The organism is Neobacillus sp. NPDC097160 (assembly GCF_044762155.1).
GTDB lineage: Bacteria > Bacillota > Bacilli > Bacillales > Cytobacillaceae > Neobacillus.
In genome coordinates this window covers 1-24,831 of sequence record NZ_JBIWDU010000035.1, presented here as the reverse complement: position 1 = coordinate 24,831, position 24,831 = coordinate 1, and the positions used below count along the sequence as shown (strand labels likewise).

At 38.2% G+C, this 24,831-nt stretch carries 27 protein-coding genes; 19 read left to right on the top strand and 8 right to left on the bottom strand.

Features of this window, described 5'->3' with window-relative positions; genetic code table 11:
* The first annotated feature begins 157 nt into the window (after nt 1–157).
* The 5 genes from pdhA (at nt 158) to ACIQXV_RS28955 (ending at nt 5,482) form a co-directional block, all read left to right on the top strand.
* Complete coding sequence (gene pdhA / locus ACIQXV_RS28975) at nt 158–1,273, top strand: pyruvate dehydrogenase (acetyl-transferring) E1 component subunit alpha (RefSeq protein WP_402965589.1); 1,116 nt, start codon at nt 158–160, stop codon at nt 1,271–1,273.
* A 3-nt stretch (nt 1,274–1,276) separates the two neighbouring features.
* On the top strand, nt 1,277–2,254 hold the full coding sequence (locus ACIQXV_RS28970; protein ID WP_402965586.1) for an alpha-ketoacid dehydrogenase subunit beta: 978 nt from the start codon (nt 1,277–1,279) through the stop codon (nt 2,252–2,254).
* 41 nt (nt 2,255–2,295) lie between these two features.
* The gene (locus tag ACIQXV_RS28965; protein WP_402965583.1) at nt 2,296–3,612 is read left to right on the top strand and encodes a dihydrolipoamide acetyltransferase family protein; all 1,317 of its coding nucleotides are present in this window, start codon (nt 2,296–2,298) and stop codon (nt 3,610–3,612) included.
* A 5-nt stretch (nt 3,613–3,617) separates the two neighbouring features.
* On the top strand, nt 3,618–5,033 hold the full coding sequence (gene lpdA, locus ACIQXV_RS28960; protein WP_402965580.1) for a dihydrolipoyl dehydrogenase: 1,416 nt from the start codon (nt 3,618–3,620) through the stop codon (nt 5,031–5,033).
* Between the two features lie 206 nt (nt 5,034–5,239).
* Nucleotides 5,240–5,482 (top strand): hypothetical protein, encoded by a 243-nt coding sequence (locus tag ACIQXV_RS28955; protein WP_402965577.1) that lies wholly within the window; start codon nt 5,240–5,242, stop codon nt 5,480–5,482.
* 22 nt (nt 5,483–5,504) lie between these two features.
* Here the strand turns inward: ACIQXV_RS28955 and ACIQXV_RS28950 are convergent, their stop codons facing one another.
* The gene (locus ACIQXV_RS28950) at nt 5,505–5,939 is read right to left on the bottom strand and encodes a DUF1885 family protein (protein ID WP_402965574.1); all 435 of its coding nucleotides are present in this window, start codon (nt 5,937–5,939) and stop codon (nt 5,505–5,507) included.
* A gap of 161 nt (nt 5,940–6,100) precedes the next feature.
* On the opposite strand from ACIQXV_RS28950, the gene ACIQXV_RS28945 reads away from it, so the two are divergent.
* A complete protein-coding gene (locus ACIQXV_RS28945; protein ID WP_402965571.1) occupies nt 6,101–6,400 on the top strand; it encodes a DUF3055 domain-containing protein in 300 nt (99 codons plus the stop codon).
* Nucleotides 6,401–6,563: 163 nt separating this feature from the next.
* Complete coding sequence (locus ACIQXV_RS28940) at nt 6,564–6,686, top strand: GapA-binding peptide SR1P (protein ID WP_402965568.1); 123 nt, start codon at nt 6,564–6,566, stop codon at nt 6,684–6,686.
* 40 nt (nt 6,687–6,726) lie between these two features.
* Here the strand turns inward: ACIQXV_RS28940 and ACIQXV_RS28935 are convergent, their stop codons facing one another.
* Entirely contained in the window at nt 6,727–8,199 is a 1,473-nt protein-coding gene (locus ACIQXV_RS28935) for an aminotransferase class I/II-fold pyridoxal phosphate-dependent enzyme (RefSeq protein WP_402965565.1), read from the bottom strand.
* 227 nt (nt 8,200–8,426) lie between these two features.
* Here ACIQXV_RS28935 and ACIQXV_RS28930 point away from each other — a divergent pair, with 227 nt between their 5' ends.
* Nucleotides 8,427–9,386: an NAD(P)H-dependent flavin oxidoreductase gene (locus ACIQXV_RS28930; RefSeq protein ID WP_402965562.1), complete on the top strand. Its 960-nt coding sequence runs from the start codon at nt 8,427–8,429 to the stop codon at nt 9,384–9,386.
* A 42-nt stretch (nt 9,387–9,428) separates the two neighbouring features.
* Nucleotides 9,429–9,701 carry a UPF0223 family protein gene (locus ACIQXV_RS28925; RefSeq protein WP_402965559.1) on the top strand — a complete coding sequence of 91 codons (273 nt, stop codon included), beginning with the start codon at nt 9,429–9,431 and terminating at the stop codon, nt 9,699–9,701.
* A gap of 114 nt (nt 9,702–9,815) precedes the next feature.
* Here ACIQXV_RS28925 and ACIQXV_RS28920 read toward each other — a convergent pair whose 3' ends face one another.
* Nucleotides 9,816–10,448: a YktB family protein gene (locus ACIQXV_RS28920; protein ID WP_402965556.1), complete on the bottom strand. Its 633-nt coding sequence runs from the start codon at nt 10,446–10,448 to the stop codon at nt 9,816–9,818.
* A gap of 179 nt (nt 10,449–10,627) precedes the next feature.
* Here ACIQXV_RS28920 and ACIQXV_RS28915 point away from each other — a divergent pair, with 179 nt between their 5' ends.
* Nucleotides 10,628–10,822, top strand: a complete 195-nt coding sequence (locus ACIQXV_RS28915) for a hypothetical protein (RefSeq protein WP_066084934.1) — start codon at nt 10,628–10,630, stop codon at nt 10,820–10,822.
* 270 nt (nt 10,823–11,092) lie between these two features.
* A complete protein-coding gene (locus ACIQXV_RS28910) occupies nt 11,093–11,887 on the top strand; it encodes an inositol monophosphatase family protein (protein ID WP_402965552.1) in 795 nt (264 codons plus the stop codon).
* Nucleotides 11,888–11,909: 22 nt separating this feature from the next.
* On the opposite strand, the gene ACIQXV_RS28905 is transcribed toward ACIQXV_RS28910, so the two are convergent.
* The gene (locus ACIQXV_RS28905; RefSeq protein ID WP_402965549.1) at nt 11,910–12,095 is read right to left on the bottom strand and encodes a YlaF family protein; all 186 of its coding nucleotides are present in this window, start codon (nt 12,093–12,095) and stop codon (nt 11,910–11,912) included.
* 170 nt (nt 12,096–12,265) lie between these two features.
* Between ACIQXV_RS28905 and typA the strand changes: the two genes are divergently transcribed.
* The 3 genes from typA to ACIQXV_RS28890 are packed head-to-tail and all read left to right on the top strand — an operon-like array spanning nt 12,266 to nt 14,736.
* Nucleotides 12,266–14,104: a translational GTPase TypA gene (gene typA / locus ACIQXV_RS28900; protein ID WP_402965546.1), complete on the top strand. Its 1,839-nt coding sequence runs from the start codon at nt 12,266–12,268 to the stop codon at nt 14,102–14,104.
* Between the two features lie 20 nt (nt 14,105–14,124).
* Nucleotides 14,125–14,430 (top strand): YlaH-like family protein, encoded by a 306-nt coding sequence (locus ACIQXV_RS28895; RefSeq protein WP_402965543.1) that lies wholly within the window; start codon nt 14,125–14,127, stop codon nt 14,428–14,430.
* A 12-nt stretch (nt 14,431–14,442) separates the two neighbouring features.
* On the top strand, nt 14,443–14,736 hold the full coding sequence (locus ACIQXV_RS28890) for a hypothetical protein (RefSeq protein WP_402965540.1): 294 nt from the start codon (nt 14,443–14,445) through the stop codon (nt 14,734–14,736).
* A 41-nt stretch (nt 14,737–14,777) separates the two neighbouring features.
* On the opposite strand, the gene ACIQXV_RS28885 is transcribed toward ACIQXV_RS28890, so the two are convergent.
* Nucleotides 14,778–14,978: a YlaI family protein gene (locus ACIQXV_RS28885; RefSeq protein WP_402965537.1), complete on the bottom strand. Its 201-nt coding sequence runs from the start codon at nt 14,976–14,978 to the stop codon at nt 14,778–14,780.
* A gap of 155 nt (nt 14,979–15,133) precedes the next feature.
* Between ACIQXV_RS28885 and ACIQXV_RS28880 the strand changes: the two genes are divergently transcribed.
* Nucleotides 15,134–15,589, top strand: a complete 456-nt coding sequence (locus ACIQXV_RS28880; protein ID WP_402965534.1) for a pyridoxamine 5'-phosphate oxidase family protein — start codon at nt 15,134–15,136, stop codon at nt 15,587–15,589.
* Between the two features lie 28 nt (nt 15,590–15,617).
* Here the strand turns inward: ACIQXV_RS28880 and ACIQXV_RS28875 are convergent, their stop codons facing one another.
* Entirely contained in the window at nt 15,618–16,208 is a 591-nt protein-coding gene (locus tag ACIQXV_RS28875; protein WP_402965531.1) for a YhcN/YlaJ family sporulation lipoprotein, read from the bottom strand.
* Nucleotides 16,209–16,378: 170 nt separating this feature from the next.
* On the opposite strand from ACIQXV_RS28875, the gene ACIQXV_RS28870 reads away from it, so the two are divergent.
* Nucleotides 16,379–17,707 (top strand): PhoH family protein, encoded by a 1,329-nt coding sequence (locus ACIQXV_RS28870; protein WP_402965528.1) that lies wholly within the window; start codon nt 16,379–16,381, stop codon nt 17,705–17,707.
* A 116-nt stretch (nt 17,708–17,823) separates the two neighbouring features.
* Here ACIQXV_RS28870 and ACIQXV_RS28865 read toward each other — a convergent pair whose 3' ends face one another.
* A complete protein-coding gene (locus tag ACIQXV_RS28865; protein ID WP_402965525.1) occupies nt 17,824–18,321 on the bottom strand; it encodes a peptidyl-prolyl cis-trans isomerase in 498 nt (165 codons plus the stop codon).
* A 172-nt stretch (nt 18,322–18,493) separates the two neighbouring features.
* On the opposite strand from ACIQXV_RS28865, the gene ACIQXV_RS28860 reads away from it, so the two are divergent.
* The 3 genes from ACIQXV_RS28860 (at nt 18,494) to pyc (ending at nt 23,669) form a co-directional block, all read left to right on the top strand.
* Entirely contained in the window at nt 18,494–18,775 is a 282-nt protein-coding gene (locus ACIQXV_RS28860; RefSeq protein ID WP_402965592.1) for an Fpa/YlaN family protein, read from the top strand.
* Between the two features lie 176 nt (nt 18,776–18,951).
* Nucleotides 18,952–20,160 carry an FtsW/RodA/SpoVE family cell cycle protein gene (locus ACIQXV_RS28855; RefSeq protein ID WP_402965522.1) on the top strand — a complete coding sequence of 403 codons (1,209 nt, stop codon included), beginning with the start codon at nt 18,952–18,954 and terminating at the stop codon, nt 20,158–20,160.
* Nucleotides 20,161–20,225: 65 nt separating this feature from the next.
* On the top strand, nt 20,226–23,669 hold the full coding sequence (pyc, locus tag ACIQXV_RS28850) for a pyruvate carboxylase (protein ID WP_402965519.1): 3,444 nt from the start codon (nt 20,226–20,228) through the stop codon (nt 23,667–23,669).
* 38 nt (nt 23,670–23,707) lie between these two features.
* Here the strand turns inward: pyc and ACIQXV_RS28845 are convergent, their stop codons facing one another.
* Entirely contained in the window at nt 23,708–24,616 is a 909-nt protein-coding gene (locus tag ACIQXV_RS28845; RefSeq protein WP_402965516.1) for a COX15/CtaA family protein, read from the bottom strand.
* Nucleotides 24,617–24,831 lie beyond the last annotated feature (215 nt).

The following is a 24,831-nucleotide window of genomic DNA, read 5'->3' as shown; positions in this document are numbered from 1 at the left end:
AAAAATTATATGTAATATCAAAAGTTTGTCCAATTAACCTGTTTAAAAGTGATGGTTATTTCTATCGTGCTTTTATTCAAGTGTTTTTTGGGTAATCTAACTTAGTGGAATTTATTTTTAAAATTAAGCTCTGAATAGAAAGGAAGAGGTGACCAAAATGGCTTCTAAACTTAAGAACGCCCAGCTTGATGCGAAAGTAGCGCTCGAGGCTGTAGAAGATCAATTTCAAACGCTTCAAATTCTTAATGAACAAGGTGAGGTTGTCAATGAAGCGGCAATGCCTAATCTAACCGATGAACAACTTCAGGAATTAATGCGCCGCATGGTTTATACAAGGATTCTTGATCAACGTTCTATTTCTTTAAACCGTCAAGGAAGATTGGGTTTCTATGCACCAACCGCCGGCCAGGAAGCATCACAATTAGCATCCCAGTTTGCCCTTGAAAAAGAAGATTTTATTTTACCGGGATATCGAGATGTTCCGCAAATTGTGTGGCACGGATTACCATTATCCCAAGCGTTTTTATGGTCAAGAGGACATTTTCAAGGCGGGCAGATTCCTGAGGGAGTTAATATTGCCATTCCTCAAATCATTATTGGTGCCCAGTACGTTCAAACAGCTGGTGTAGCACTTGGAATGAAAAAACGAGGAGCAAAAGCAGTTGCCATTACGTATACAGGTGATGGTGGAACATCACAAGGGGATTTCTATGAAGGAATTAACTTTGCGGGTGCGTTTAAAGCTCCAGCTATCTTTATTATTCAAAACAACCGTTTTGCAATTTCAACTCCTGTTGCTAAACAATCTGCATCGAAGACACTTGCTCAAAAGGCAGTTGCAGCCGGAATCCCTGGTATCGTAGTTGACGGTATGGATCCATTAGCTGTTTATGCCGCAACTCGTGATGCCCGTGAGCGTGCAATTAATGGCGAAGGTCCAACACTAATTGAAACATTAACATATCGTTATGGCCCACATACAATGGCCGGCGATGACCCAACTCGATATCGAACAGCAGACCTTGACAATGAGTGGGAAAAGAAAGATCCACTTGTTCGTTTCCGAAAATTCCTTGAAAACAAAGGACTTTGGAGTGAAGAAAAGGAAAACGAAGTAATTGAACAAGCGAAAGAAGATATTAAAGAAGCGATTAAGCTAGCAGATGCGGCGCCTAAGCAAAAGGTGACAGACTTAATCTCCATCATGCATGAAGATATGCCATTTAACTTAAAAGAACAATATGAAATATATAAAGAAAAGGAGTCGAAGTAAGCCATGGCTCAAATGACAATGATCCAAGCAATTACAGATGCATTACGTACGGAATTGCGTAATGATCCGAATGTGTTAGTATTCGGTGAAGACGTTGGTTTAAATGGCGGTGTATTCCGTGCGACAGAAGGACTGCAAAACGAATTTGGCGAAGATCGTGTGTTTGACACGCCACTTGCTGAATCCGGAATCGGAGGTTTAGCGGTCGGTCTTAGTTTACAAGGCTTCCGTCCAGTTCCAGAAATTCAATTCTTCGGGTTTGTGTTTGAAGTAATGGACTCTATTTCTGGTCAAGCAGCTCGTCTGCGCTATCGTACAGGGGGGAAATTTAATGCTCCTGTAACGTTCCGTTCGCCTTTCGGAGGCGGCGTACATACTCCTGATATGCACGCTGACAGCTTAGAAGGTCTTATGGCACAATCACCTGGAGTAAAAGTCGTGATTCCATCAACACCATATGATGCAAAAGGACTTCTAATTTCATCTATCCGTGACAATGATCCGGTTATTTTCCTTGAACATATGAAGTTATATCGTTCATTCCGTCAGGAAGTTCCTGAGGGAGAATATACGATCCCGCTTGGGAAAGCAGAAGTGAAACGTGAAGGAACCGATGTATCGATCATTACTTATGGTGCAATGGTTCATGAATCTTTAAAAGCAGCAGAAGAACTGGAAAAAGAAGGATACTCTGCTGAAGTAATTGACTTACGTACAGTAAGCCCAATTGATATCGAAACCATCATTGCCTCCGTTGAAAAAACAGGGCGTGCGATTGTTGTTCAAGAAGCACAAAAACAAGCAGGTATTGCCGCTAATGTAGTTGCTGAAATTAACGATCGTGCTATTTTAAGCTTGGAAGCACCTGTATTACGTGTGGCTGCACCAGATACGGTATTTGCGTTCCCACAAGCTGAATCCGTTTGGCTTCCTAACTTTAAAGATGTAATCGAAACAGCTAAAAAGGTATTAACGTTCTAGTAGAATTTCTAAAATAAACGAAAAGTAGGAGATGAATCTCAGTGCCATTTCAATTTAAAATGCCTGACATCGGTGAAGGTATTCACGAAGGGGAAATTGTCAAATGGTTCATCAAACCAGGCGATAAAGTCCAAGAAGATGATGTCCTTTGCGAAATTCAAAACGATAAAGCAGTAGTAGAAATTCCTTCACCTGTAGAAGGATCTGTGTTGGAAGTTCTAGTTGGAGAAGGGACCGTTGCAACAGTTGGACAGGTTCTTGTAACATTTGACGCACCAGGATACGAAGACCTGAAATTTAAAGGCGATGAAGAGGAAACAAAACCACAAGAAACAGCTAAAACGCCTGCAGCTGAAGCCCAACAACAAGCGGCACCGGTACCTGCTGCAAATACAGAAACGGCACCACAAGTGGAAGTTGATCCAACTAGACGGATCATCGCAATGCCATCTGTTCGTAAATATGCACGTGAAAAAGGTATTGATATTCATTTAGTTTCTGGGTCTGGTGACAATGGCAGAATTCTAAAGACTGATATCGATGCATTCGTGAGCGGTGGAACCCAAGCGGCGCCACAAGCAGCAACTGCGCCAGCCGTTGAAGCTGAAGCAGCAAAACCTGCAGCACCACAAGCAGCAGCAATTCCACAAGGTGAATATCCGGAAACTCGTGAGAAAATGAGTGGTATTCGTAAAGCAATTGCAAAAGCAATGGTTAATTCGAAACATACCGCACCACATGTTACGTTAATGGATGAAGTGGATGTAACGAAACTTGTTACTCATCGTAAGAAATTCAAAGAAGTGGCTGCAGCTAAAGGCATTAAGCTTACATTCTTACCATATATCGTAAAAGCTTTAACAAGTGCATTACGTGAATTCCCAGCGTTAAATACATCACTTGATGATGCAACAAGTGAAATTATTCATAAGCATTACTATAACATTGGGATTGCAGCAGATACTGAAAAAGGCTTATTAGTACCCGTTGTAAAAGATGCAGACCGTAAGTCAGTCTTCTCTATTTCTAATGAAATTAATGAATTAGCCGGCAAAGCACGTGACGGAAAACTTGCTCCTAACGAAATGAAAGGTGCATCTTGTACGATTTCAAATATCGGTTCTGCTGGTGGTCAATGGTTTACACCTGTTATTAATCATCCTGAAGTTGCGATCTTAGGTGTAGGCAGAATTGCTGAAAAACCAATCGTACGTAATGGTGAAATTGTTGCTGCACCTGTATTAGCCCTTTCTTTAAGCTTTGACCACCGTATGATTGACGGTGCAACAGCACAAAATGCATTAAATCATATTAAACGTTTATTAAACGATCCAGAACTATTGTTAATGGAGGCGTAAATATTATGGTCGTTGGAGATTTCCCGATTGAAACAGATACTATAGTCATCGGTGCAGGCCCTGGGGGATACGTCGCAGCGATTCGTGCTGCCCAGCTAGGACAAAAAGTAACAATTGTTGAAAAGGAATATGTAGGCGGGGTATGTTTAAATGTAGGCTGTATTCCTTCTAAAGCATTGATTGCAGCTGGCCATCGATATGAAACAGCCCTTCATTCCGAGTCATTCGGAATAACAGCTGAAAATGTAAAAGTTGATTTTTCAAAGGTTCAGGAATTTAAAGCCGGAATCGTCAAAAAATTAACAGGCGGTGTGGCAGGATTATTAAAAGGAAACAAAGTCAATATTGTCAGCGGTGAAGCATACTTTGTCGATGCCAATACACTTCGTGTAATGGACGAAAATTCCGCACAAACGTATACGTTTAAAAATGCGATTATTGCAACTGGATCACGTCCAATTGAACTTCCTTCTTTTAAATATTCAAAACGTGTCCTTAATTCTACTGGAGCACTTAACTTAAATGAAATTCCCGAAAAAATCGTTGTTATTGGCGGCGGTGTGATTGGAATTGAGCTTGGTGGAGCCTACGCAAACTTTGGCAGCCAAGTAACCGTCCTTGAAGGCGCGGATGAAATTTTAGGTCTTGGTGTTTTTGATAAGCAAATGGCTTCACTTGTTAAACGCAGCATGAAGAAAAAAGGCGCTGAGTTCTATACAAAAGCATTGGCTAAAGGTGTAGAAGAAACGGAAAACGGTGTAGTTGTAACTTTCGAAACAAAAGGCGAAGAGAAGAAAATCGAAGCTGATTACGTATTTGTCATGGTTGGCCGCCGTCCAAACACTGATGAAATGGGCTTAGAACAAGCTGGTGTAAAATTAAGCGAGCGTGGTCTAATTGAAATTGACAAACAATGTCGTACGAATATCAGCAATATTTATGCGATTGGTGATGTTGTTCAAGGTCCGCAATTAGCACATAAAGCATCCTATGAGGCTAAAATTGCTGCCGAAGCAATTGCTGGTCATTCTTCTGAAATTGATTATTTAGGAATCCCGGCTGTTGTGTTCTCTGAACCTGAATTGGCTTCAGTTGGATACACAGAATCACAAGCTAAAGAAGAAGGCATTGAAGTGAATGCAGCTAAATTCCCATTTGCGGCAAATGGTCGTGCTTTATCACTTGATAGCGGTGATGGCTTCTTGAAATTAATTACCCGTAAAGAAGACGGCCTTGTCATTGGAGCGCAGATTGCTGGTGCAAGTGCCTCAGATATGATTGCAGAGTTAGGCTTAGCAATTGAAGCTGGTATGACAGCTGAGGATTTAGCTATGACAATCCATGCACATCCAACACTTGGTGAAATTACAATGGAAGCAGCAGAAGTTGCACTTGGAACCCCAATCCATATCATTAAATAGAAAAAAATAAACGTCCTTTTCGTATAAAATCGAAAAGGACTTTATTTTTTTGCAGCGAATTATTAAGGAAATCAAGGATATATAAATTCTAAAAATAGCCTAAGTTATGTGAAAATGAAAAATATCTCTGGCTAGGAGAACATATACTTATAACACTAGATGTCTTTGTTCTTTTTAAGATCAATGGATTTTGAGTGGTGATAAATATGAGGGTTTATGTTGTCATAATTTTGCAGTTTATTATTTGGAGCGGGTATACGTTAATTGAATGGATATCAAAGCATGATCAACTCATTTATAAAGTTATTATGTTCTTTGTGTTTTTTTATCTGGCATTTTTAATCGGGAACCATGTGACGAAATCAAAGCGGAAAACACTTTTTATTACTGTACTTAGTTTAGTCATTTATACTTCCATTCATTTTACAATGACCCAATTCATTCATTAAAAAAAGCTCCGAAACGGAGCCCTTACTTTCTTGGATAAAAATACATGATCCTTTCGTTAAAGAGATGCAGTTCACCTTGGAGCTTTTTAGCAAGGAATTTACAAAATTCATTTGCCTTTCCTTTATCACCATGGGTAGATTGTTCAGGGAGTGTAATTTGTATGTATACCTGCTCGTTTTCTGTTCCATCCTCATTGCGAACTGTTTCTGTATCAACGCCAATTAAAATAGCATTATAGCGTTCATGGTCAGATTGTAAATAAAACCATGTTCCATTGCTTTCTACTTTTTCTTTAATTTCATAAGGAAAGGCAGAATCTCCGTACTGCCAATTCAATTGATCGCCTGTTTTAGCAGTTATTTTTTTATAGTAATGAAATAAGTCCTTTACCTCTTCGATTGTTACCGTTTGTTTAGCAGATAAGGGCACAAGTTTAATAAATGCGCTAACAGCCATCATCATTTCCCCCTATTAGTCCATTGATTATGCAATTCTATTCTAGCATTGATTAAAAAGTCCAACAACACTTACAGAAATAATTCGTTAAGTTTTCTTGTTATTTTTCAAAAAATGAATTATAATAATATTCAAAATATTAAAAGAAAAGGAGGAGCCATATGGAATTATTTGATAAGCTCTATGATGAGCATGAAAATGCAAAAGTGAGGTTCATTGGCTTTACCACAGAAGATACCCGTTATGATTTCGGAATTATTTACACGAATTTGTTTTTCGGCAAACCTCTTGTTGTCTGCATGCAAACAGGCCGTTCAACTCTCCTCGACCCTAAAGACATTGAAGATATTGACTACCTTCAAACCGTGTTCCGTATCCCAGATAAGCAGCAAGCCATAGATTTAGCTGAATTTTTTAGCGTAACACTTCCGTCCATCCCATTTGTCACCCAATATGAATAATGTCCATGAAAAGGCCTAAAAGGGGCCTTTTTTTTATAAATATTTTTAAATGTGACATACAATTTAGGGTTGAAATTCTTAATGTGATATATTATTATTGAGTTAAGGATATTTAAACGCTTTCAAATCTTGATCATTCAATTAAGAAAAGGGGATTGAACAGATGGGTACTCTTGTATGCCAGACTTGTAACTCTACTATTGATCATTTTGAAGATGAAAAAGTTACAGTGCTTTACTCGAAATGTAATTGTTGCGACGACCATCATATTGACGAAGAAGTTTAAAAAAATAGAAACAGGATTCCGAAGTTGGAATCCTGTATTTTTATTTAATGGCTTTGTATTCTTTAATGACGTGAATTGTTTTGATTTCATCATCTTCAGGTCCTTGTACTGGCAGTCCCGCTTCGAGGTTTTCATTAATGTAATGAAGGTTTTCCTTCGTAATGATTTCACCTGGAATAAATATTGGGATACCTGGCGGGTATACCATTACAAATTCAGCAATGATTCTTCCTTCTGATTCTTCAAAAGGAATCACTTCTGTTTCAGCATAAAAGGCGTCTCTTGGTGTTAAGGCAAGCACTGGGATTTCAGGCAGAAGAACCTCTACAGGTTCAATTTTTCCCGTACGATGCTCACATTCGGCGGCAAGCTCTTTTAATGCATTTACCAAAAGGTTCGCTTCAACCTCTGTGTCACCAAATGTGATAATACAAAGGATGTTATATAGGTCAGATAATTCAACTTCGATATTGTGTCGTTCTCTTAGCCACTTTTCTACCTCATAACCGGTCATACCAAGCTCTTTAACCGAAATAATGAGTTTTGTTGGGTCATAATCAAAAGTGGCTTTAGAACCTAAGATTTCCTCTCCAATACAATGAATATGGTCGATTTCATTGATTCGTGTACGAATGGACTGTGCTAATCGAATCGTACTGCTAATTAATTCCTTTCCTTTAGTTGCTAACTGCCTCCGGGCAACGTCTAACGAAGCTAACAGTAAATAGGATGTAGACGTTGTTGTAAGCATGCTTAAAATCGATTGAACGTGCTTAGCAGATACAAGTCCCTCTTTCACGTTTAAGATCGAACTCTGTGTCATCGAGCCGCCAAGCTTATGGACACTTGTTGCTGCCATATCAGCACCAGCCTGCATCGCAGACAGTGGGAGTTCATCATGGAAATGGATATGGACACCATGGGCCTCATCAACCAGAACAGGAACATGATACGAGTGAGCAATTTCAACAATCCTTTTTAAATCTGCCGAAATCCCAAAGTAGGTAGGGTTAATAACTAAAACCCCTTTTGCATCAGGATTCTGCTCGAGTGCCTTTTCCACGGAATCTGTAGTAATCCCATGGGAAATTCCTAATTCTGTATCAATTTCAGGATGAATAAAGACTGGGATTGCTCCGGAAAAGACAACCGCAGACATAATCGATTTGTGGACGTTTCTTGGCACGATGATTTTATCTCCAGGTCCACAAACAGCCATTACCATTGTCATAATGGCACCGCTTGTTCCCTGGACAGAAAAGAAAGTATGGTCGGCACCAAAGGCTTCAGCGGCTAAATCCTGTGCCTGTTTAATCATGCCCTTAGGGTGATGAAGATCATCAAGCGGGCCAATATTAATTAAGTCGATAGAAAGGGCATTATCCCCGATAAACTGGCGAAATTCCGGGTCAATTCCTGCTCCCTTTTTATGACCCGGAATATGGAATTGAACCGGGTTTCTATTTGCATGCTCTAATAAACCGCTAAATAACGGTGTTTGATTTTGTGACAATGATAAATACACCTCTTTATAAAAAATACTCTTTAACTATTGAAAGAAATGGCGCTTCCGCTTTTCTTTCAAAACAAAGGAATTATAGCACTATTCAATGAGGTTGCATAGATTTCTTTTAGCTTTTTTTATTTTTAAATTAACTTCAAGTTAGTTTCCCATTTAGACAGGAAATTTAACCTTTTTCAACGAAATAACAAATTAATAAATTATTAGGAGGAATTTCATTGAATTGGCAAACAAAAGTTACTGAGGTATTAAATATTCGCTATCCGATTATACAGGGCGGCCTAGCCTATTTAGCATATTCTGAATTAGCTGCTGCCGTTTCGAACGCAGGTGGTCTGGGGCAGATTACAGCCATGTCTTTGAGTAATCCGGATCAACTAAGAGAAGAAATTCGAAAAGTAAAACAGCTAACGAACAATCCATTTGGGGTTAATTTTGCAATTGGGCAACACGGCAGACCATTTGCTGACCTCCTCCAAATTGCAATTGATGAAAAAGTACCTGTTGTCTCGATGACGGGAGGGAACCCTGCTCCCATTTTTGAACAGTTAAAAGGGACATCCATTAAAACACTCGTCCTGGTTGCTGCAAGACGACAGGCGATTAAGGCAGAACAACTTGGTGCAGACGCGGTAATGGTTGTTGGGCAAGAAGGAGGGGGCCACCTTGGCAGGGATGATATTGGTACCATGGTGTTAATCCCCCAGGTTGTGGATGCAGTCTCGATTCCCGTTATTGCCTCAGGCGGGATCGGGGATGGCAGGGGATTGATGGCAGCGCTAAGTTTAGGTGCAGAAGGGATTGAAATGGGGACAAGATTTATTGCCACGAAGGAATGCGTTCATGCCCACGAGATATACAAACAAAGGTTAGTGAAAGGAACGGAGTCAGATACGGTGGTAATCAAGAGAACATTAGGATCCCCCGCAAGAGCAATTGCAAATACCTGGACAGAGAAAATCCTTGAAATTGAAAGAAATAATGGTGATTATGACCAACTAAAGGACTTAATTAGTGGAACAGCTAATAAACGTTACATATATAATGGAGATGCCAATGAAGGGTTTGCATGGGCAGGCCAGGTAATGGGGCTTATAAGAGATATACCGTCTGTTGGGGAACTTTTTGAACGGATGATTGATGATGCAGAACAAATTCGTGCAAAATGGGGAAAATAAATGTATGATTCACTTTAGTGAAAAAGTAAGAAGGTGAAATGAATGGAGTATCAATATCCGATTGATTACAACTGGTCAACAGATGAAATTGTCGATGTCATTAAATTTTTTGAGGCGATTGAAAAGGCTTATGAAAAAGGAATTGAACGAGATGTGGTTATGATGGCCTACCGAAGGTTCAAAGAAATCGTCCCAAGTAAGGCTGAAGAAAAAACTATTTGTGGTGAATTTGAAGAAATGAGTGGATATTCGTCCTATCGAACAATCAAAAAAGCAAAAGAAGCCTCTTCAGGCGATAAAATCTTAATGAAATAAGAAAAGCGAAAGGCGCCCGCCTATCGGCGCCTGGAGCTGGCCATTTCTCAAAGTCGAATTTTTTATACTTATTAATAAATAAAACTCCCGAAGGATTCATTCGGGAGTTTTTGTCTATTTACTGTTCTGTGCAATTTTATATAATGGAGACACTTTATTAAATACATCCTCAATTTGCCGTATTAATCCTTCGGAACCTAATTCAATGGTTTTTTCCCGGTCGATGGTATAACCACATAATAATTCTGCTTTTTTTACATTTTGCATCCGCTCAAAGTAAGAAAGCAAATTATCTTTAGATAAATTTTTGTGTGGAATTGTATCCGGCTTCATATGGTCCAAAGACCAGACAAAATCTTTTGGGATTTCTTTAAATATTTTAGCTGCCTTTTTAGTAAATCTTGCCCCCATGATCTCTTTTTGCGGTGCTTCATATATAACGGCAAACCAAATAAATAAATGAGTGTTCCATAAACCAATTTGAAAATGGGGCAGCATTTTATAGCCTCGGGGATTATTCGCAAATGCCACCCAAGTATCCTTTGGTGGATTGATTGTTCGTCGTGCATGTTTGGCCACATGAACAAACATTTCATCCCCTGTTAAAGTGGATAAGGTCGGGGCAAAGTAATCCCCTAATCCTTCCAACTTTGGCCGTATTGCACTTTTTAATGAATCCATTCTTGCCTCTAATCCATCTATTTCAAAAACATCAAAGTCTTCATTTGTAAAGCCATTGAAATCCATTAAAATACCTCCAACAAGCCATTTGTCACTAATTGTAGCATATTGCCGAGACTACAAGAAGTTTGTTGCTTATCTAGGTTAAAGCACATATTTGTTGCAACACATCATGCTGGCTCATAATATAAAGTAAAAAAAATAATCTGAAAAAATAGTTAAATCAAAGGAAGGGGAGGAGAAACGTGAAGCAATTGATGAATACATCTTTAAAAAAAGCAGGAGAAAAAGAAAGAACTGCGGTATTGAGATTGGAAATGGATTATGAGTTGGCAGTATTATTTGAAGCAATTGAGGAAAAGAATGAGAAGAAAATGAAAGAGTGTAAACAAAAATTAGAAAAAATCCGTCAGGAATTATTACGATTAAAAGCTCTTTGATTGATTGCAGATATTTTTTAATCAAAGGAGTAATAAAATGAAATGAACCAAATAAGGATAATTTATAGACTTATCTAAACGGACTCCAATGAAGAATGAGAGGAGTTCGTTTATTGTTGTACATATATGTGATTATTTGAACTATAAAGCAGGCTTAAAGTTGATGTGTAACAGCAATTTGATTAAGCTATAAGTACATCAAATTATTTGTCATGCTTCATACTACATATGTTGGAATCGAATAAGTCTACAGGGAAGTGGAGGACTAATATGATATGGGAAGATATTGATACCCATGCAAAAGAATGGGTTAAGGAAGCAGGAGACAGGATCCGTTTATCCTTTGAGAAGACTTTAAATATTGAAACAAAATCAAATCCTAATGATCTTGTTACAAATATCGATAAGGAAATTGAACAATTTTTTATCCATAAAATTAGGAGTGTTTATCCTGATCATAAAATAATGGGGGAAGAAGGCTTTGGTGATGAACTGAAAAGTCCTGAAGGAGTTGTCTGGTTAATCGATCCGATCGATGGAACGATGAATTTTATCCATCAACAGAGGAACTTTGCCGTATCCATAGGGGTCTATGAAAATGGAATCGGTCAGATTGGTCTCATTTATGATGTTGTACATGATGAACTCTACCATGCAATACGGGGCAAAGGTGCCTTTTTAAATGGTAAACCAATCCCCGCACTAAAAGAAACAACAGTGAAGGAATCGATTATCGCCCTTAATGCGACATGGGTAATGGAAAATCACCGTATTGACCACAATTTAATGATTCCGTTGGTAAGAGATGCAAGGGGGACAAGATCATATGGGACGGCAGCCCTTGAAATGGTATTCGTGGCAACAGGAAGGGTAGATGCATACCTGTCGATGCGTTTATCACCTTGGGATTTTGCAGCCGGAGCAGTTATTGTAGAAGAATTAGGAGGAATTGTTACAAATATAAAGGGAGAAAAACTCGATTTTCTTTCCAAGGATTCACTTTTAACTGCAAATCCAGGATTGCATCAAGAGATTATAAATGAGTATTTAAAAGTAGGACAATAATAAAAGAAGCCTAGGCTTCTTTTTATAATTGTCCATTTTCACGCATTCTTCTTTTAGTTTTAAAACCTAACCCCATGATGATAATAACTGCCAAAATACAGCTGACTGCTCCAACGATACTTTTTTCACTAATTGCAACGCCAATTCCCATAATGCTTGATGCGGCCAGAATGGCATAAATAAGTAATGGCCATTTTACATTGCTCATTTTTTCATATCCCTTCCTAATTAAACGGTTTCATTAATCAGATTTTTAATATATTTCTTATTCTACATAAAATCCTTATAGGTTTCCACTTTAAGTATGGTATAATACTTTAGTTGTATTTGGGAAACTAAAAATAGCTTTTATTTTTATAAATAGGTAGGAGTGGAATTTTGAAACTTAGAGAAGATGTACGTAATATAGCGATTATTGCCCACGTTGATCATGGAAAAACAACTTTGGTTGACCAATTGTTAAAACAATCAGGAACGTTTCGTTCTAATGAGCATGTGGAAGAACGGGCTATGGACTCCAATGATATCGAAAGAGAACGTGGAATCACCATTCTTGCGAAAAATACCGCGATTCAATATAAAGATACAAGAATCAATATTTTGGATACACCAGGACACGCAGACTTTGGCGGTGAAGTAGAACGAATCATGAAAATGGTTGATGGTGTTTTGCTTGTGGTCGATGCGTATGAAGGCTGTATGCCGCAAACACGTTTTGTTCTAAAAAAGGCATTGGAGCAAAAGATAACTCCGATTGTCGTAGTAAATAAAATTGACCGTGATTTTGCCAGACCGGCTGAAGTAGTGGATGAAGTCATTGATTTGTTTATTGAACTTGATGCAACAGAAGATCAGCTTGAATTTCCTGTAATCTACGCATCAGGTATAAACGGTACTGCAAGTACAAATCCTGAACAGCAAGATGAAAACATGCAATGTCTATATGATGCAATTGTTGAATATATCCCTGCACCTGTTGATAATCACGAAGAACCATTGCAATTCCAAGTAGCTCTTCTTGATTATAACGATTATGTGGGCAGAATCGGGATTGGCCGTGTTTTCCGTGGAACGATGCATGTAGGACAGCAAGTCGCCTTAATGAAATTAGACGGCACCGTAAAGCAATTCCGCGTGACCAAGATTTTCGGTTTCTTCGGATTAAAACGTCAGGAAATTCAGGAAGCAAAAGCCGGTGACTTAATTGCTGTTTCAGGGATGGAAGATATTAATGTTGGTGAAACAGTTTGTCCTACAGAACATCAAGAAGCATTACCTATTTTACGAATTGATGAACCAACACTGCAAATGACCTTTGCCGTAAACAATAGTCCATTTGCAGGACGAGAAGGAAAATATTTAACTTCTCGAAAAATTGAAGAAAGACTTCTTGCACAATTGCATACGGATGTAAGTTTACGGGTTGAAAACACAGATTCGCCGGATGCTTGGATTGTTTCCGGACGTGGTGAACTTCATTTATCCATTCTAATTGAAAATATGCGCCGTGAAGGGTACGAGCTTCAGGTTTCAAAGCCAGAAGTAATTGTTAAAGTTATTGACGGAGTACGTTGTGAACCAGTGGAAAGAGTTCAAATTGATGTTCCTGAGGAACATACTGGTTCTGTAATGGAATCGATTGGTGCCCGTAAAGGTGAAATGCTTGATATGATTAATAATGGTTCGGGTCAAGTCCGCCTAATTTTTAATGTACCAGCACGTGGTTTAATTGGGTATACAACTGAGTTTTTAACGATGACTCGTGGATATGGAATTATTAATCATACCTTTGACAGCTACCAGCCTATGCTTCAGGGACAAGTTGGCGGAAGACACCAGGGTGTCCTTGTGTCAATGGAATCAGGAAAAGCCTCAACATATGGTATAATGCAGGTAGAAGACCGTGGTACGATATTTGTTGAACCTGGTACCGAAATTTATGAAGGTATGATTGTTGGCGAAAACACTCGTGAAAATGATATAACCGTCAATATCACAAAAGTGAAGCAGGCAACAAATGTCCGTTCAGCCAACAAGGATCAAACGTCAGTCATTAAAAAGCCACGGATTATGACATTAGAAGAGTCATTAGAATATTTAAATGATGACGAATATTGTGAGGTTACGCCTGAATCCATTCGTCTAAGGAAGAAAGTTCTTGATAAAAATGAACGAGAAAAAGCAGCGAAAAAGAAAAAGTATGCTGAAATGAGTTAATTAAAGGAGTGCACGAAAAGATGGAAGGATTCTCCCCTAGTCTTAGATTTTTCATTGAGCTAACAGATGTAAAAACTGCTGTGTGGTTACAGTATTTATATATTGTAATTTTGTCGACAATTGTATATAAGTTAGGCTTTGCAAAAAAACTTCCTATGTTAAAGAACATAGTAATTTATCTATGCCTCTTAATCGGATGCTTTGTAATGCTTATTTTTTCTTATGCATTACCAATTGCTGAAGGATTAGCTGGTGCGGCGATATTGCTAATAATTTATAAAATACGCTTACATCAATCGAAAAAACAGCAAACAGAGGCAAAGTAACGGGGGTAGAAAATGAATTCCTTACAAGACGCACTTTATAATTGGCTTACCATTAAGGTTGTGTGTGATGCCCGCCCTGATGATTTGGCAGCGAAAGAAACGCGAAACTTTTTTGAAGAGATGTTAACAGCTGAACATCATGTATCGAAGATTGAGATAACGACGGATAATGTAATGTACTTTGTTTCATACCAGCATGGTGAAGAAACAAAAAAAGCACGATATCCTCGTGAATTAATTGAAATCATGCTGAACCAAATTAACCAAGAACCTAATAAGTATGAGGACTATCCAATTGAAGATTAAAAAAGTGCTGGCTTGTTAACATAACAAGCCAGCACTTTTTTCTACCATTCATCTTTTTCAGATTTCGTCCTATATAAACGAAAATTACCTGTTTCGATTCGAGCATTTGTTTTTTCCGTTATTCTGGTGCTGCAAGATTTACACATATATGTATGAATGGGACGATTACGAAGACGCTTGGCCGTTACGGATTCATCTTCAATCGCTTCAATTTCATCGCAGATTACACACTTTACTCTCATTAGGGCACCTCTTCAATTCTTTCTAATGTATTTAGTATATCATGAGTGCACACCCATGGTAATCAATTGGTTAGAGTTGATGAAAAAAAGGGATAGTAGTAATATGAGAATATCTGTTTTTAAACAGAACGAAGGATCATAAAGGGGTTGTAAAGATGGCAAATCAAGTAGAACCAAAACTAATTAAGCCGTTATATGACGAAATGCAAAAAGAGCGTTTTGTAACGTTAGCAACAGTTGATCATGAGACAGGCGGGCCAAATGTTAGTGCTATTTCCTGGGTATTAGCCAAAGATGACAGCACCATCTATTTTGCTGTCGATAATCGTTCTCGGATTTTAGAGAATATGAATAAGAATAATAAGGTAGTCATTAATTTGATTGCGAATGAATCTACATATTCGATTCAAGGGGAAGCACACGTAAAAGAAGAAAGATTATCGGATGTTCCTCTCAAGCTCGCCCTGGTTGAGATAACTATTAATCAGGTTAGAGATGTGATGTTTTACGGATCCAAAATTGTTACAGAAGTCCAGTATGATAAAACATATGATAAAAATGCGGCTGAAAAATTGGATCGACAAGTGATGGAAGCAATGAAAAAAGCTTAGATATTCTAAGCTTTTTTCATTTATAGTTTTATTTATGATGATTGGATTGGTCTTCTTGTTCCTTGTTTAGTTTTTCTTGTTCATTTGCCGGTAGCTTTTGATTAGGCTTTTCTGTCGCATTTTTTGGGCTTGGAGTAATTAAATCACCTGGAATTTCCGGCATTAATCTACCTGCTACATCCGCCAGCTCCTCCATAATTCCTTGTATTGGTCTGCCGTTTTTGATATCTCCCTGTATTTCTTTTAGCCGCTCAGTTGTGTCCGCATCCGCAACCACCACAGCATTGGCGCCATAAGGATCTTTTTTCAAGCTCTCCGCGACTGAATACTTTATTGAACCAACCTGAGACCGGTCGATTTTTGCATTTACATCAATCCCAACGATGGCATATTTCCCTATAACGACTGCAGTTGCATCATTTACATTTGGAATACTGGTTGCGAGCTGAACTAAACGCTGTGAAATTTCCTGCCCTGTTTTCCGATCGACACTTTCGATATAACTGTTTTTTACATTTACTAATGATTGGTTGTCACTCTTGGCAATCTCTTTATGATTAGTGGTATTACAACCTGCTAAAAGTAAACATATTACCAGAGTGAATAATATATTTTTCATTTAAACCCTCCTCCAAGAAGATTAATTATGTTGTCTCATTAACAATTATTGTGTGAAGCGCCTTCTATCTTTATTCCAATAAACATATATTTTACCAAAGTCCAATCTAGCAAAAGGATTGTTGATGTGATTTAACAAGCCTGACACCAAGTAAAGCAGGAGGCGTCGCTTTGAGTAAAATATACGTGTTAGATACAAATGTCTTATTACAAGACCCGTATTCCATTTTTTCCTTTGAAGATAATGAAGTTGTTATTCCTGCAGTAGTTTTAGAAGAAGTGGACTCAAAGAAAAGATATATGGATGAAGTGGGAAGAAATGCAAGGCATGTATCAAGATTAATTGATGGCCTAAGGGCATCAGGAAAACTCCATGAAAAAATCCCGTTAGAACGCGGGGGAACCATTAGAATTGAATTAAATCATCGTTCATTTCATGAGCTCCAAGATATTTTTGTTGAAAAAACTAATGATAATCGCATTCTTGCGGTGGCAAAAAATTTATACTTAGAAGAACAGGCAAAGGAAAATGGCAAGCCGGTTATAATAGTAAGTAAGGATGCATTAGTTAGGGTAAAAGCTGATGCAATAGGATTGACTGCTGAAGATTTTTTAAACGACCGCGTGGTTGAAATAGAACATATATATACTGGTTTTTTTGAGTTACTCCTTCCAATCGAAGTACTAGGCCGTTTTTATGAAAAGGGAGAGTTATCACTTTCGGAAGTTGCTAACCACCCATTTTATCCAAATCAATTTTTATTAATGAAAGATATACTTGGCAGTTCCGCTTCAGCAATAGGAATGGTTGATAAAACTAGTAAGAAAGTAAAGAAATTAACATTAAATCAAGAGCATGTTTGGGGCATTCATTCTAGAAATGTTCAGCAGACAATGGCGATCGAATTATTATTACGCAAGGACATTCCGCTCGTCACTTTAACTGGGAAAGCAGGGACAGGTAAAACATTGCTTGCATTAGCTGCGGGATTAATGCACACGGAGGATTTCGGAGAATATAAAAAGCTATTAGTCGCAAGACCAATTGTACCAGTTGGTAAGGACCTTGGATTTCTCCCAGGTGAAAAACAAGAAAAACTCAGACCATGGATGCAGCCAATTTACGATAATTTGGAATATCTTTTTAATACAAAAAAGCCTGGCGAACTTGATGCGATTTTAGCCGGGATGGGGTCGATTGAAGTGGAGGCATTAACGTATATTCGCGGCAGAAGCTTACCGAAGCAGTTTATTATTATCGACGAAGCGCAAAATTTAACGAAGCATGAAGTGAAAACCATCTTAACAAGGGTTGGGGAAGAAAGTAAGATTGTGTTGATGGGTGACCCGGAACAAATTGATCATCCATATCTTGACGCCTATAACAATGGATTAACCTACGTCGTAGAAAAATTTAAAGATCAAAATATTTCCGGTCATGTAAAATTATTAAAAGGGGAAAGATCTGGACTCGCAAGGCTCGCTGCAGATTTATTATAAGAAAAGCGCAAGAGCCCTGGTCAACAGCGTATGGCCTGGAGCTGGACAATTCTCAAAGTCAAAATTTATACTTTCTTATTTTATAAATAATAGAACGGGCGCCATAAGGCACCCGTCTACTTTAATGTAAAGCCAGTTACATTTTTAATAGGGTTTTTATGATTTGTACCATCACCATTATAGACGTGGACTGGTCCATCAGAAGTTAATGGCTTGCCGTTATTTGAAAAACCTAAAATGAATCCATAAGCCTTTTCAATGGTAAATTCATATTCACCATTTGTTGTTTGAACAACAAGTGTGGCTGCGTCACTCGCTGGCTCGGCATTTAACAAAAAAGGCATAAAAGGAATTCCGAAAGTCCCAGTTAGCACCTTTTCTTTTTCAAATTTCTTCTCGGTTTTTAATGTTGGAGGAAATATTGCCCCTTCCATTATTTCACGATCCCAATGTTTTGAAACAGCTTTTGTATATGCCTCTACTGAATTTGAATCCTCTTTTTTATTTGAAAAGTAAGTAGTTAAATCAATGCGGCGGTCATCAAAAATCCAAACACCGGGTTCTAGCGTAATAGGATATTTTACTTTTCCTGATATGCTCATGATATTTTCCATCTTCCATACCCCCTAAAGTCTAACATCATTAAGTATAGCTTTTTTTATCGGGAATGTCATAATTGTAACTCATGTTTGGTAATATCCTTCACTAGTTCTTGCAATTTTCCTTTGTAAACGGTAAAATTTATAGATAAGTTGAATTTATCGCTCTGAAATGGGGGGATCAATGTTGGCGTCTGAAATGATCGTGAATCACCAGGAAAAGGCCTTGGCATTATTGCAGGCTGACGCTGAAAAAATATTAAAGCTTATCAAAGTGCAAATGGACAATCTCACGATGCCTCAATGCCCTCTTTATGAAGAGGTGTTGGATACTCAAATGTTTGGCCTTTCAAGGGAAATAGACTTTGCTGTTCGATTAGGCTTAATAGATGGTAAGGATGGAAAAGCGATTTTAGCTCAATTAGAGAAAGAATTATCGGCACTTCACGATGCATCCTTGAAAAAATAAAGACATAAAAACTCAAACAATTCATGGAAGTTGTTTGGGTTTTTTATTAATCCTTTGTGATTTCTGAATATTCTTTATTAAAATATTATAACATATGAACTTTTCCTCAAGTCATATCATTGATTTTCTATTATAATAGAGTGGTATATATCAATTTTGAAAATGAGGACGTCTAAATGGTTAAAAAAATATTGAAATCTTATGATTATACTTTAATCATAACCATCATCCTTTTGTGCGCTTTTGGATTAGTTATGATCTACAGCGCAAGCATGGCCTGGACTGTTCAGTGGTATAATAAGCCAAGCGATTTCTATTATCAAAGACAAAAATTGTTTTTGATAGCGGCTTTATTCGTTTTTATTTTATGTGCTATTATACCTTATAAAATTATGCAATTCACAAAATGGTTTCTAGCACCAATGGTTTGTTTATCCATTTTAGGCCTTTTAGGCTTGGATGTATTTGGTCATGTTGCTGGTGGTGCGCAAAGCTGGTATCAAATTGGCCCGTTTAAATTCCAGCCGTCTGAGTTTGTCAAGCTTACTATGATTATATATTTAGCAGCAGTTTACGCAAAAAAGCAGAGGTACATAAATCACTTTAATAAAGGGGTATTACCTCCATTAGTATTGTTATTTATCGTTTGCGGGTTAATCATATTGCAGCCGGATTATGGTACTGCGGCTATTATTGCTTTAATTGCCGTGACGATTATATTTGCTTCTGGAATGAACTTTAAAAGTATTTCAAAACTAATGATCATAACGCTTATCATACTCCTGCCACTTGTTTTTGTTGCAAAGGATAAAATTTTTTCTGAAAAGCGTATGAGTCGATTTACAGTTTTAGAAAATCCATTTGCTGCTGATATTGTTAACAAAAGTGGCTTTCATCTTGCTAATTCTTACATTGCGATTGGTTCAGGTGGCATTAATGGACTAGGATTAGGGAAGAGCATCCAAAAGCTTGGTTATTTACCTGAAGCACATACTGACTTCATTATGGCTATAATAGCCGAAGAATTGGGGATTTGGGGAGTAAGCTTTGTCATTATTTTATTGGCATATTTAGTTTTAAGAGGAATTTATATTGGTATCCAGTGTAAGGACCCATTTGGAAGCCTGCTTGCTATTGGGATTTCCAGTATGATTGGTATTCAATCTTTTATCAATTTAGGTGGTGTTTCAGGGGTTATTCCTCTTACAGGTGTAACGCTGCCATTTATCAGCTACGGAGGATCTTCGTTGCTTGTGCTAGCTGCAGCGACTGGGATACTCGTTAATGTGTCGATGTTTGTGAAATATGAAAAGAAATATACTAATAAACAGGATCAAGGGAACAAAAAGCAAAAAACGGAAGATGGAAAAGTGTTTTACCTTTAATGAAAACGCGGGGGACAAGCATCCCTTGCGTTTTTAAAAAATACATAGAATAGAAGGTGCTTTACGTGACACGACAGATAAATAAAGTATTGGTTGCCAATCGGGGAGAGATTGCAATAAGGGTTTTTCGCGCTTGTACGGAACTGAATATTCGCACTGTTGCGATTTATTCAAAAGAGGATTCTGGAGCCTACCATCGTTATAAAGCGGATGAGGCCTACATAGTTGGGGAAGGGAAAAAACCAATTGATGCTTATTTAGATATTGACGGCATCATTGCCATCGCCAAAAAAAGTGGTGTGAATGCCATACATCCGGGCTATGGCTTTATGTCAGAAAACATTCATTTTGCCAAGCGGTGTGAAGAAGAGGGAATTATTTTTATTGGCCCAACGTCCGCACACTTGGATATGTTTGGTGATAAGGTAAAAGCGAGAAAACAAGCGGAACTTGCCAATATTCCTGTTATTCCGGGAAGTGACGGACCTGTTAATGACGTAAATGATGTGGAAGAGTTTGTGGATGTTCACGGATTCCCTATTATTATTAAAGCTTCGCTTGGCGGTGGCGGGCGCGGGATGAGAATTGTCAAAACCCGAGAAGAAGTGCGAGAGGCATTCGATCGGGCAAAATCAGAAGCAAAAGCGGCTTTTGGAAATGATGAAGTTTATCTTGAAAAGTTAATTGAAAATCCAAAGCATATTGAAGTTCAAATCATTGGTGACAGCTGCAGGAATATTGTTCATCTTTTTGACCGTGATTGTTCCGTTCAAAGGCGACATCAAAAGGTAGTTGAAGTTGCCCCAAGTGTGTCCATTTCGGATGAATTACGTATGCAGATTTGTGATGCTGCCGTAAAGCTGATGAAAAATGTAAATTATTTGAATGCAGGAACAGTTGAGTTTCTTGTTTCTGGAAATGACTTTTATTTTATTGAAGTAAACCCGCGTATTCAGGTGGAGCACACGGTTACAGAATTAGTTACAGGTATTGATATTGTCCAAACACAAATTTTAGTCTCAGAAGGTCATGAGTTACACGGGCCAATCATTAATATACCGGCACAAGAGAATATCCGGTTGAATGGCTTTGCAATCCAGTCCCGCGTCACAACAGAAGACCCGCTTAATAATTTTATGCCTGACACAGGAAAAATAATGGCTTATCGCTCTGGTGGCGGATTTGGAGTTCGTCTTGATGCGGGGAATGGTTTTCAAGGGGCAGTTATTACTCCATATTATGATTCGTTGCTTGTGAAACTTTCAACATGGGCATTGACTTTTGAACAGGCAGCCTCAAAAATGGTTCGTAATTTACAGGAATTTAGAATAAGAGGAATTAAAACCAATATTCCCTTTTTAGAAAATGTTGTGAAGCATGAGAAGTTTAGAAATGGCGAGTATGACACCTCTTTTATTGATACAACCCCAGAGTTATTCATTTTTCCCGTAAGTAAAGACCGGGGAACAAAGATGCTAAATTATATTGGGACGGTAACAGTAAATGGTTTCCCGGGAATCGAGAAAAAGAAAAGACCGGTCTTCTCCCAGCCAAGGATTCCAGTATTACAATATGACTTACCATATCAGGATGGAACGAAACAAATTTTGGACAAAGTTGGACCGGATGGACTTGTCAAATGGATTAAAAATCAAAAACAAGTTTTATTGACGGATACAACCTTCAGAGATGCCCACCAATCATTATTAGCGACAAGGATGCGGACAACTGATATTATGCATATTGCTGAGCCTGCAGCAAAATTATTACCAGATCTATTTTCATTTGAAATGTGGGGCGGGGCAACATTTGATGTTGCATATAGATTCTTAAAAGAAAATCCGTGGGATCGATTAATAACACTGCGTGAAAAAATTCCAAATGTTCTATTCCAAATGCTCATTCGCGGGGCGAATGCGGTAGGTTATAAAAACTATCCTGACAATGTAATCCGAGAGTTTGTAAACCAATCCGCTGCTGCTGGAATTGATGTTTTCCGAATCTTTGATAGTTTAAACTGGGTAAAAGGAATGGAAGTCGCGATAGATGCGGTACGACAGACAGGTAAAATAGCGGAGGCTTCGATTTGTTATACTGGTGATATTTTAGATCCAACAAGGTCAAAATATAATCTGGAATATTATAAAGAACTTGCCAAAGAACTAGAACAGCAAGGTGCACACATATTAGGAATAAAGGATATGGCCGGCTTATTGAAACCGGAGGCTGCCTATCGTTTAGTGTCCGAATTAAAAGAAGCCGTTGATATTCCAATTCATCTCCATACCCATGATACAAGTGGAAATGGAATATTTACTTATGCACGTGCTATCGATGGCGGTGTTGATATTGTTGATACAGCATTAAGTACGATGGCAGGTTTAACATCCCAGCCAAGTGCGAATTCATTATTTTACGCCCTGGAAGGTACGGATCGGAAACCAAAAGTAAATATCGAAGCACTTGAGAAATTATCGTATTACTGGGAGGACGTCCGCAAGTATTATCAGGACTTTGAAAGTGGAATGATATCACCACATACGGAAATCTATCAGCATGAAATGCCTGGAGGACAGTATAGTAATCTCCAACAACAAGCTAAGGCTGTTGGACTTGGTGAGCAATGGGAAGAAGTAAAAGACATGTATGCACGAGTGAATAACATGTTTGGTGATATTGTTAAAGTGACACCTTCTTCAAAGGTTGTCGGGGATATGGCATTATTCATGGTTCAGAATGAGTTATCGGAAGAAGATGTGTTAGGAAAAGGACAATCACTCGATTTTCCTGACTCTGTTGTGGAATTATTCGAGGGGTACTTGGGACAGCCATATGGTGGATTTCCGAGTGAACTTCAAAAAATAATTTTAAAAGGCAAGAAGCCTCTAGAGATTCGCCCTGGTGAGCTACTTGAGCAAGTGGATTTTAGTAAGCTTCAGGAAGAACTTTATGAAGAGCTTGGAAGACAGGTCACGACACATGAGATCATTTCCTATGCTTTGTATCCTAAGGTGTTTATGGAATATATGAAAACGGTTGATCTCTACGGGAACATTTCCATGCTTGATACACCAACATTTCTTTATGGGATGAGGCTGGGTGAAGAAATTGAAGTGGAAATTGAAACGGGAAAAACGTTGATTGTGAAGCTCGTTTCAATTGGGCAGCCTCAGGCCGATGGCACAAGAGTTGTCTATTTTGAACTAAATGGTCAGCCGCGGGAAGTGGTAATAAAGGATGAAAGTATCAAATCCACTGTGATTTCAAGATTAAAAGCAGATCCGAAAAATGAACACCACCTTTCTGCCTCTATGCCTGGAACAGTTATAAAAGTAGTCGTTGAAAAAGGAGAGAAGGTTGAACGCGGAGATCATTTAATGATTACTGAAGCAATGAAGATGGAAACGACAGTTCAAGCCCCTTTCTCCGGCATTGTAAATGATATTTATGTATCAAGCGGTGACGCAATCTTAACAGGTGACCTATTACTCGAATTAACAAAAGGATAAAAAAAGCTGCCGGTGATTCTAGATTCACCGGCAGCTTTTTATTGATGATTTCTCTTTGATCTTGAATATAACAAAAGGAAATAACTAAGCACCCCAAACAAGCAAGTAATAAAGAAGGCATGGAGAAGGGCGATATACAGATTTAGTCTGCTAAAAATAATGAATGCACCAGCAATCACTTGTAAGGTAACGAGGATGAAGGAAATCATCCACCCCCAATAAAGTACTTTTTGATGTTTGTAATGTCGAACTGCCAAATAAAAAATATAAGCAATCCAGATAAAGATAAGGCCTGCAGCCACCCGGTGTCCCATTTGCACCCATTCATAAATGTTGGCCGGTAAGGAAGGGGCATCATTTAGGCATAAAGGCCAATCTCGGCAAACGAGGCTTGCCTTCATATGCCTTACCAATGCACCTGTGTAAATAACAAGGTAGCTATAAATGGAAACACCGACGATATGAAAGCCCATTCGTTTATCAATGTAGAGCTTTTCAGCATCAAATTTCTTATCAATCTCAAAAATCAGCAGTGTCAATAATAATACAGCTGCAAATGAAACGAGAGAAATACCAAAATGTAAGGCAAGGACAAAACTTGATTGCCCCCATTTTACAGCTGCTGCCCCGATCAATGCTTGTAATAACAAAAAGAAAAAGGAAAGTAATGAAAGAAATTTGGTTTCACGGATATGACCGATCGCCTTCCATGACCAAACGGAAAGGGCCAGAACCATGATCCCTCCTACACCGGAAACCAGCCGATGGGCAAGCTCAATGATTAATTCAGGAGTAATTTCCAAAGGAAGAAATTTTCCATTACATAATGGCCATGATCTCCCGCAGCCCATCCCAGAATCAGTCTTAGTTACTAATGCCCCGCCTATTAAAATAAATATCATTCCGATTGTAGTTGCAACAGCCAACCACTTCAAAGAACGTCGCAAAAAATTCACCTCTTAAAAAAGTTCAATAATTTGTCATTGGATAATCCTGACAGTATAATGGATAAAAAAGTTATAGGATTTAAAAGTCCCTACTTATCATAACGAAAAAAATAGAAAAAGAACAGAATTTCAGTAAGATTTTTAGATAACTTTTGATAAACAAAAAAAGTAGATGAATAATAAAAAATTTTCACTATTATTATAGTGAAAATAGT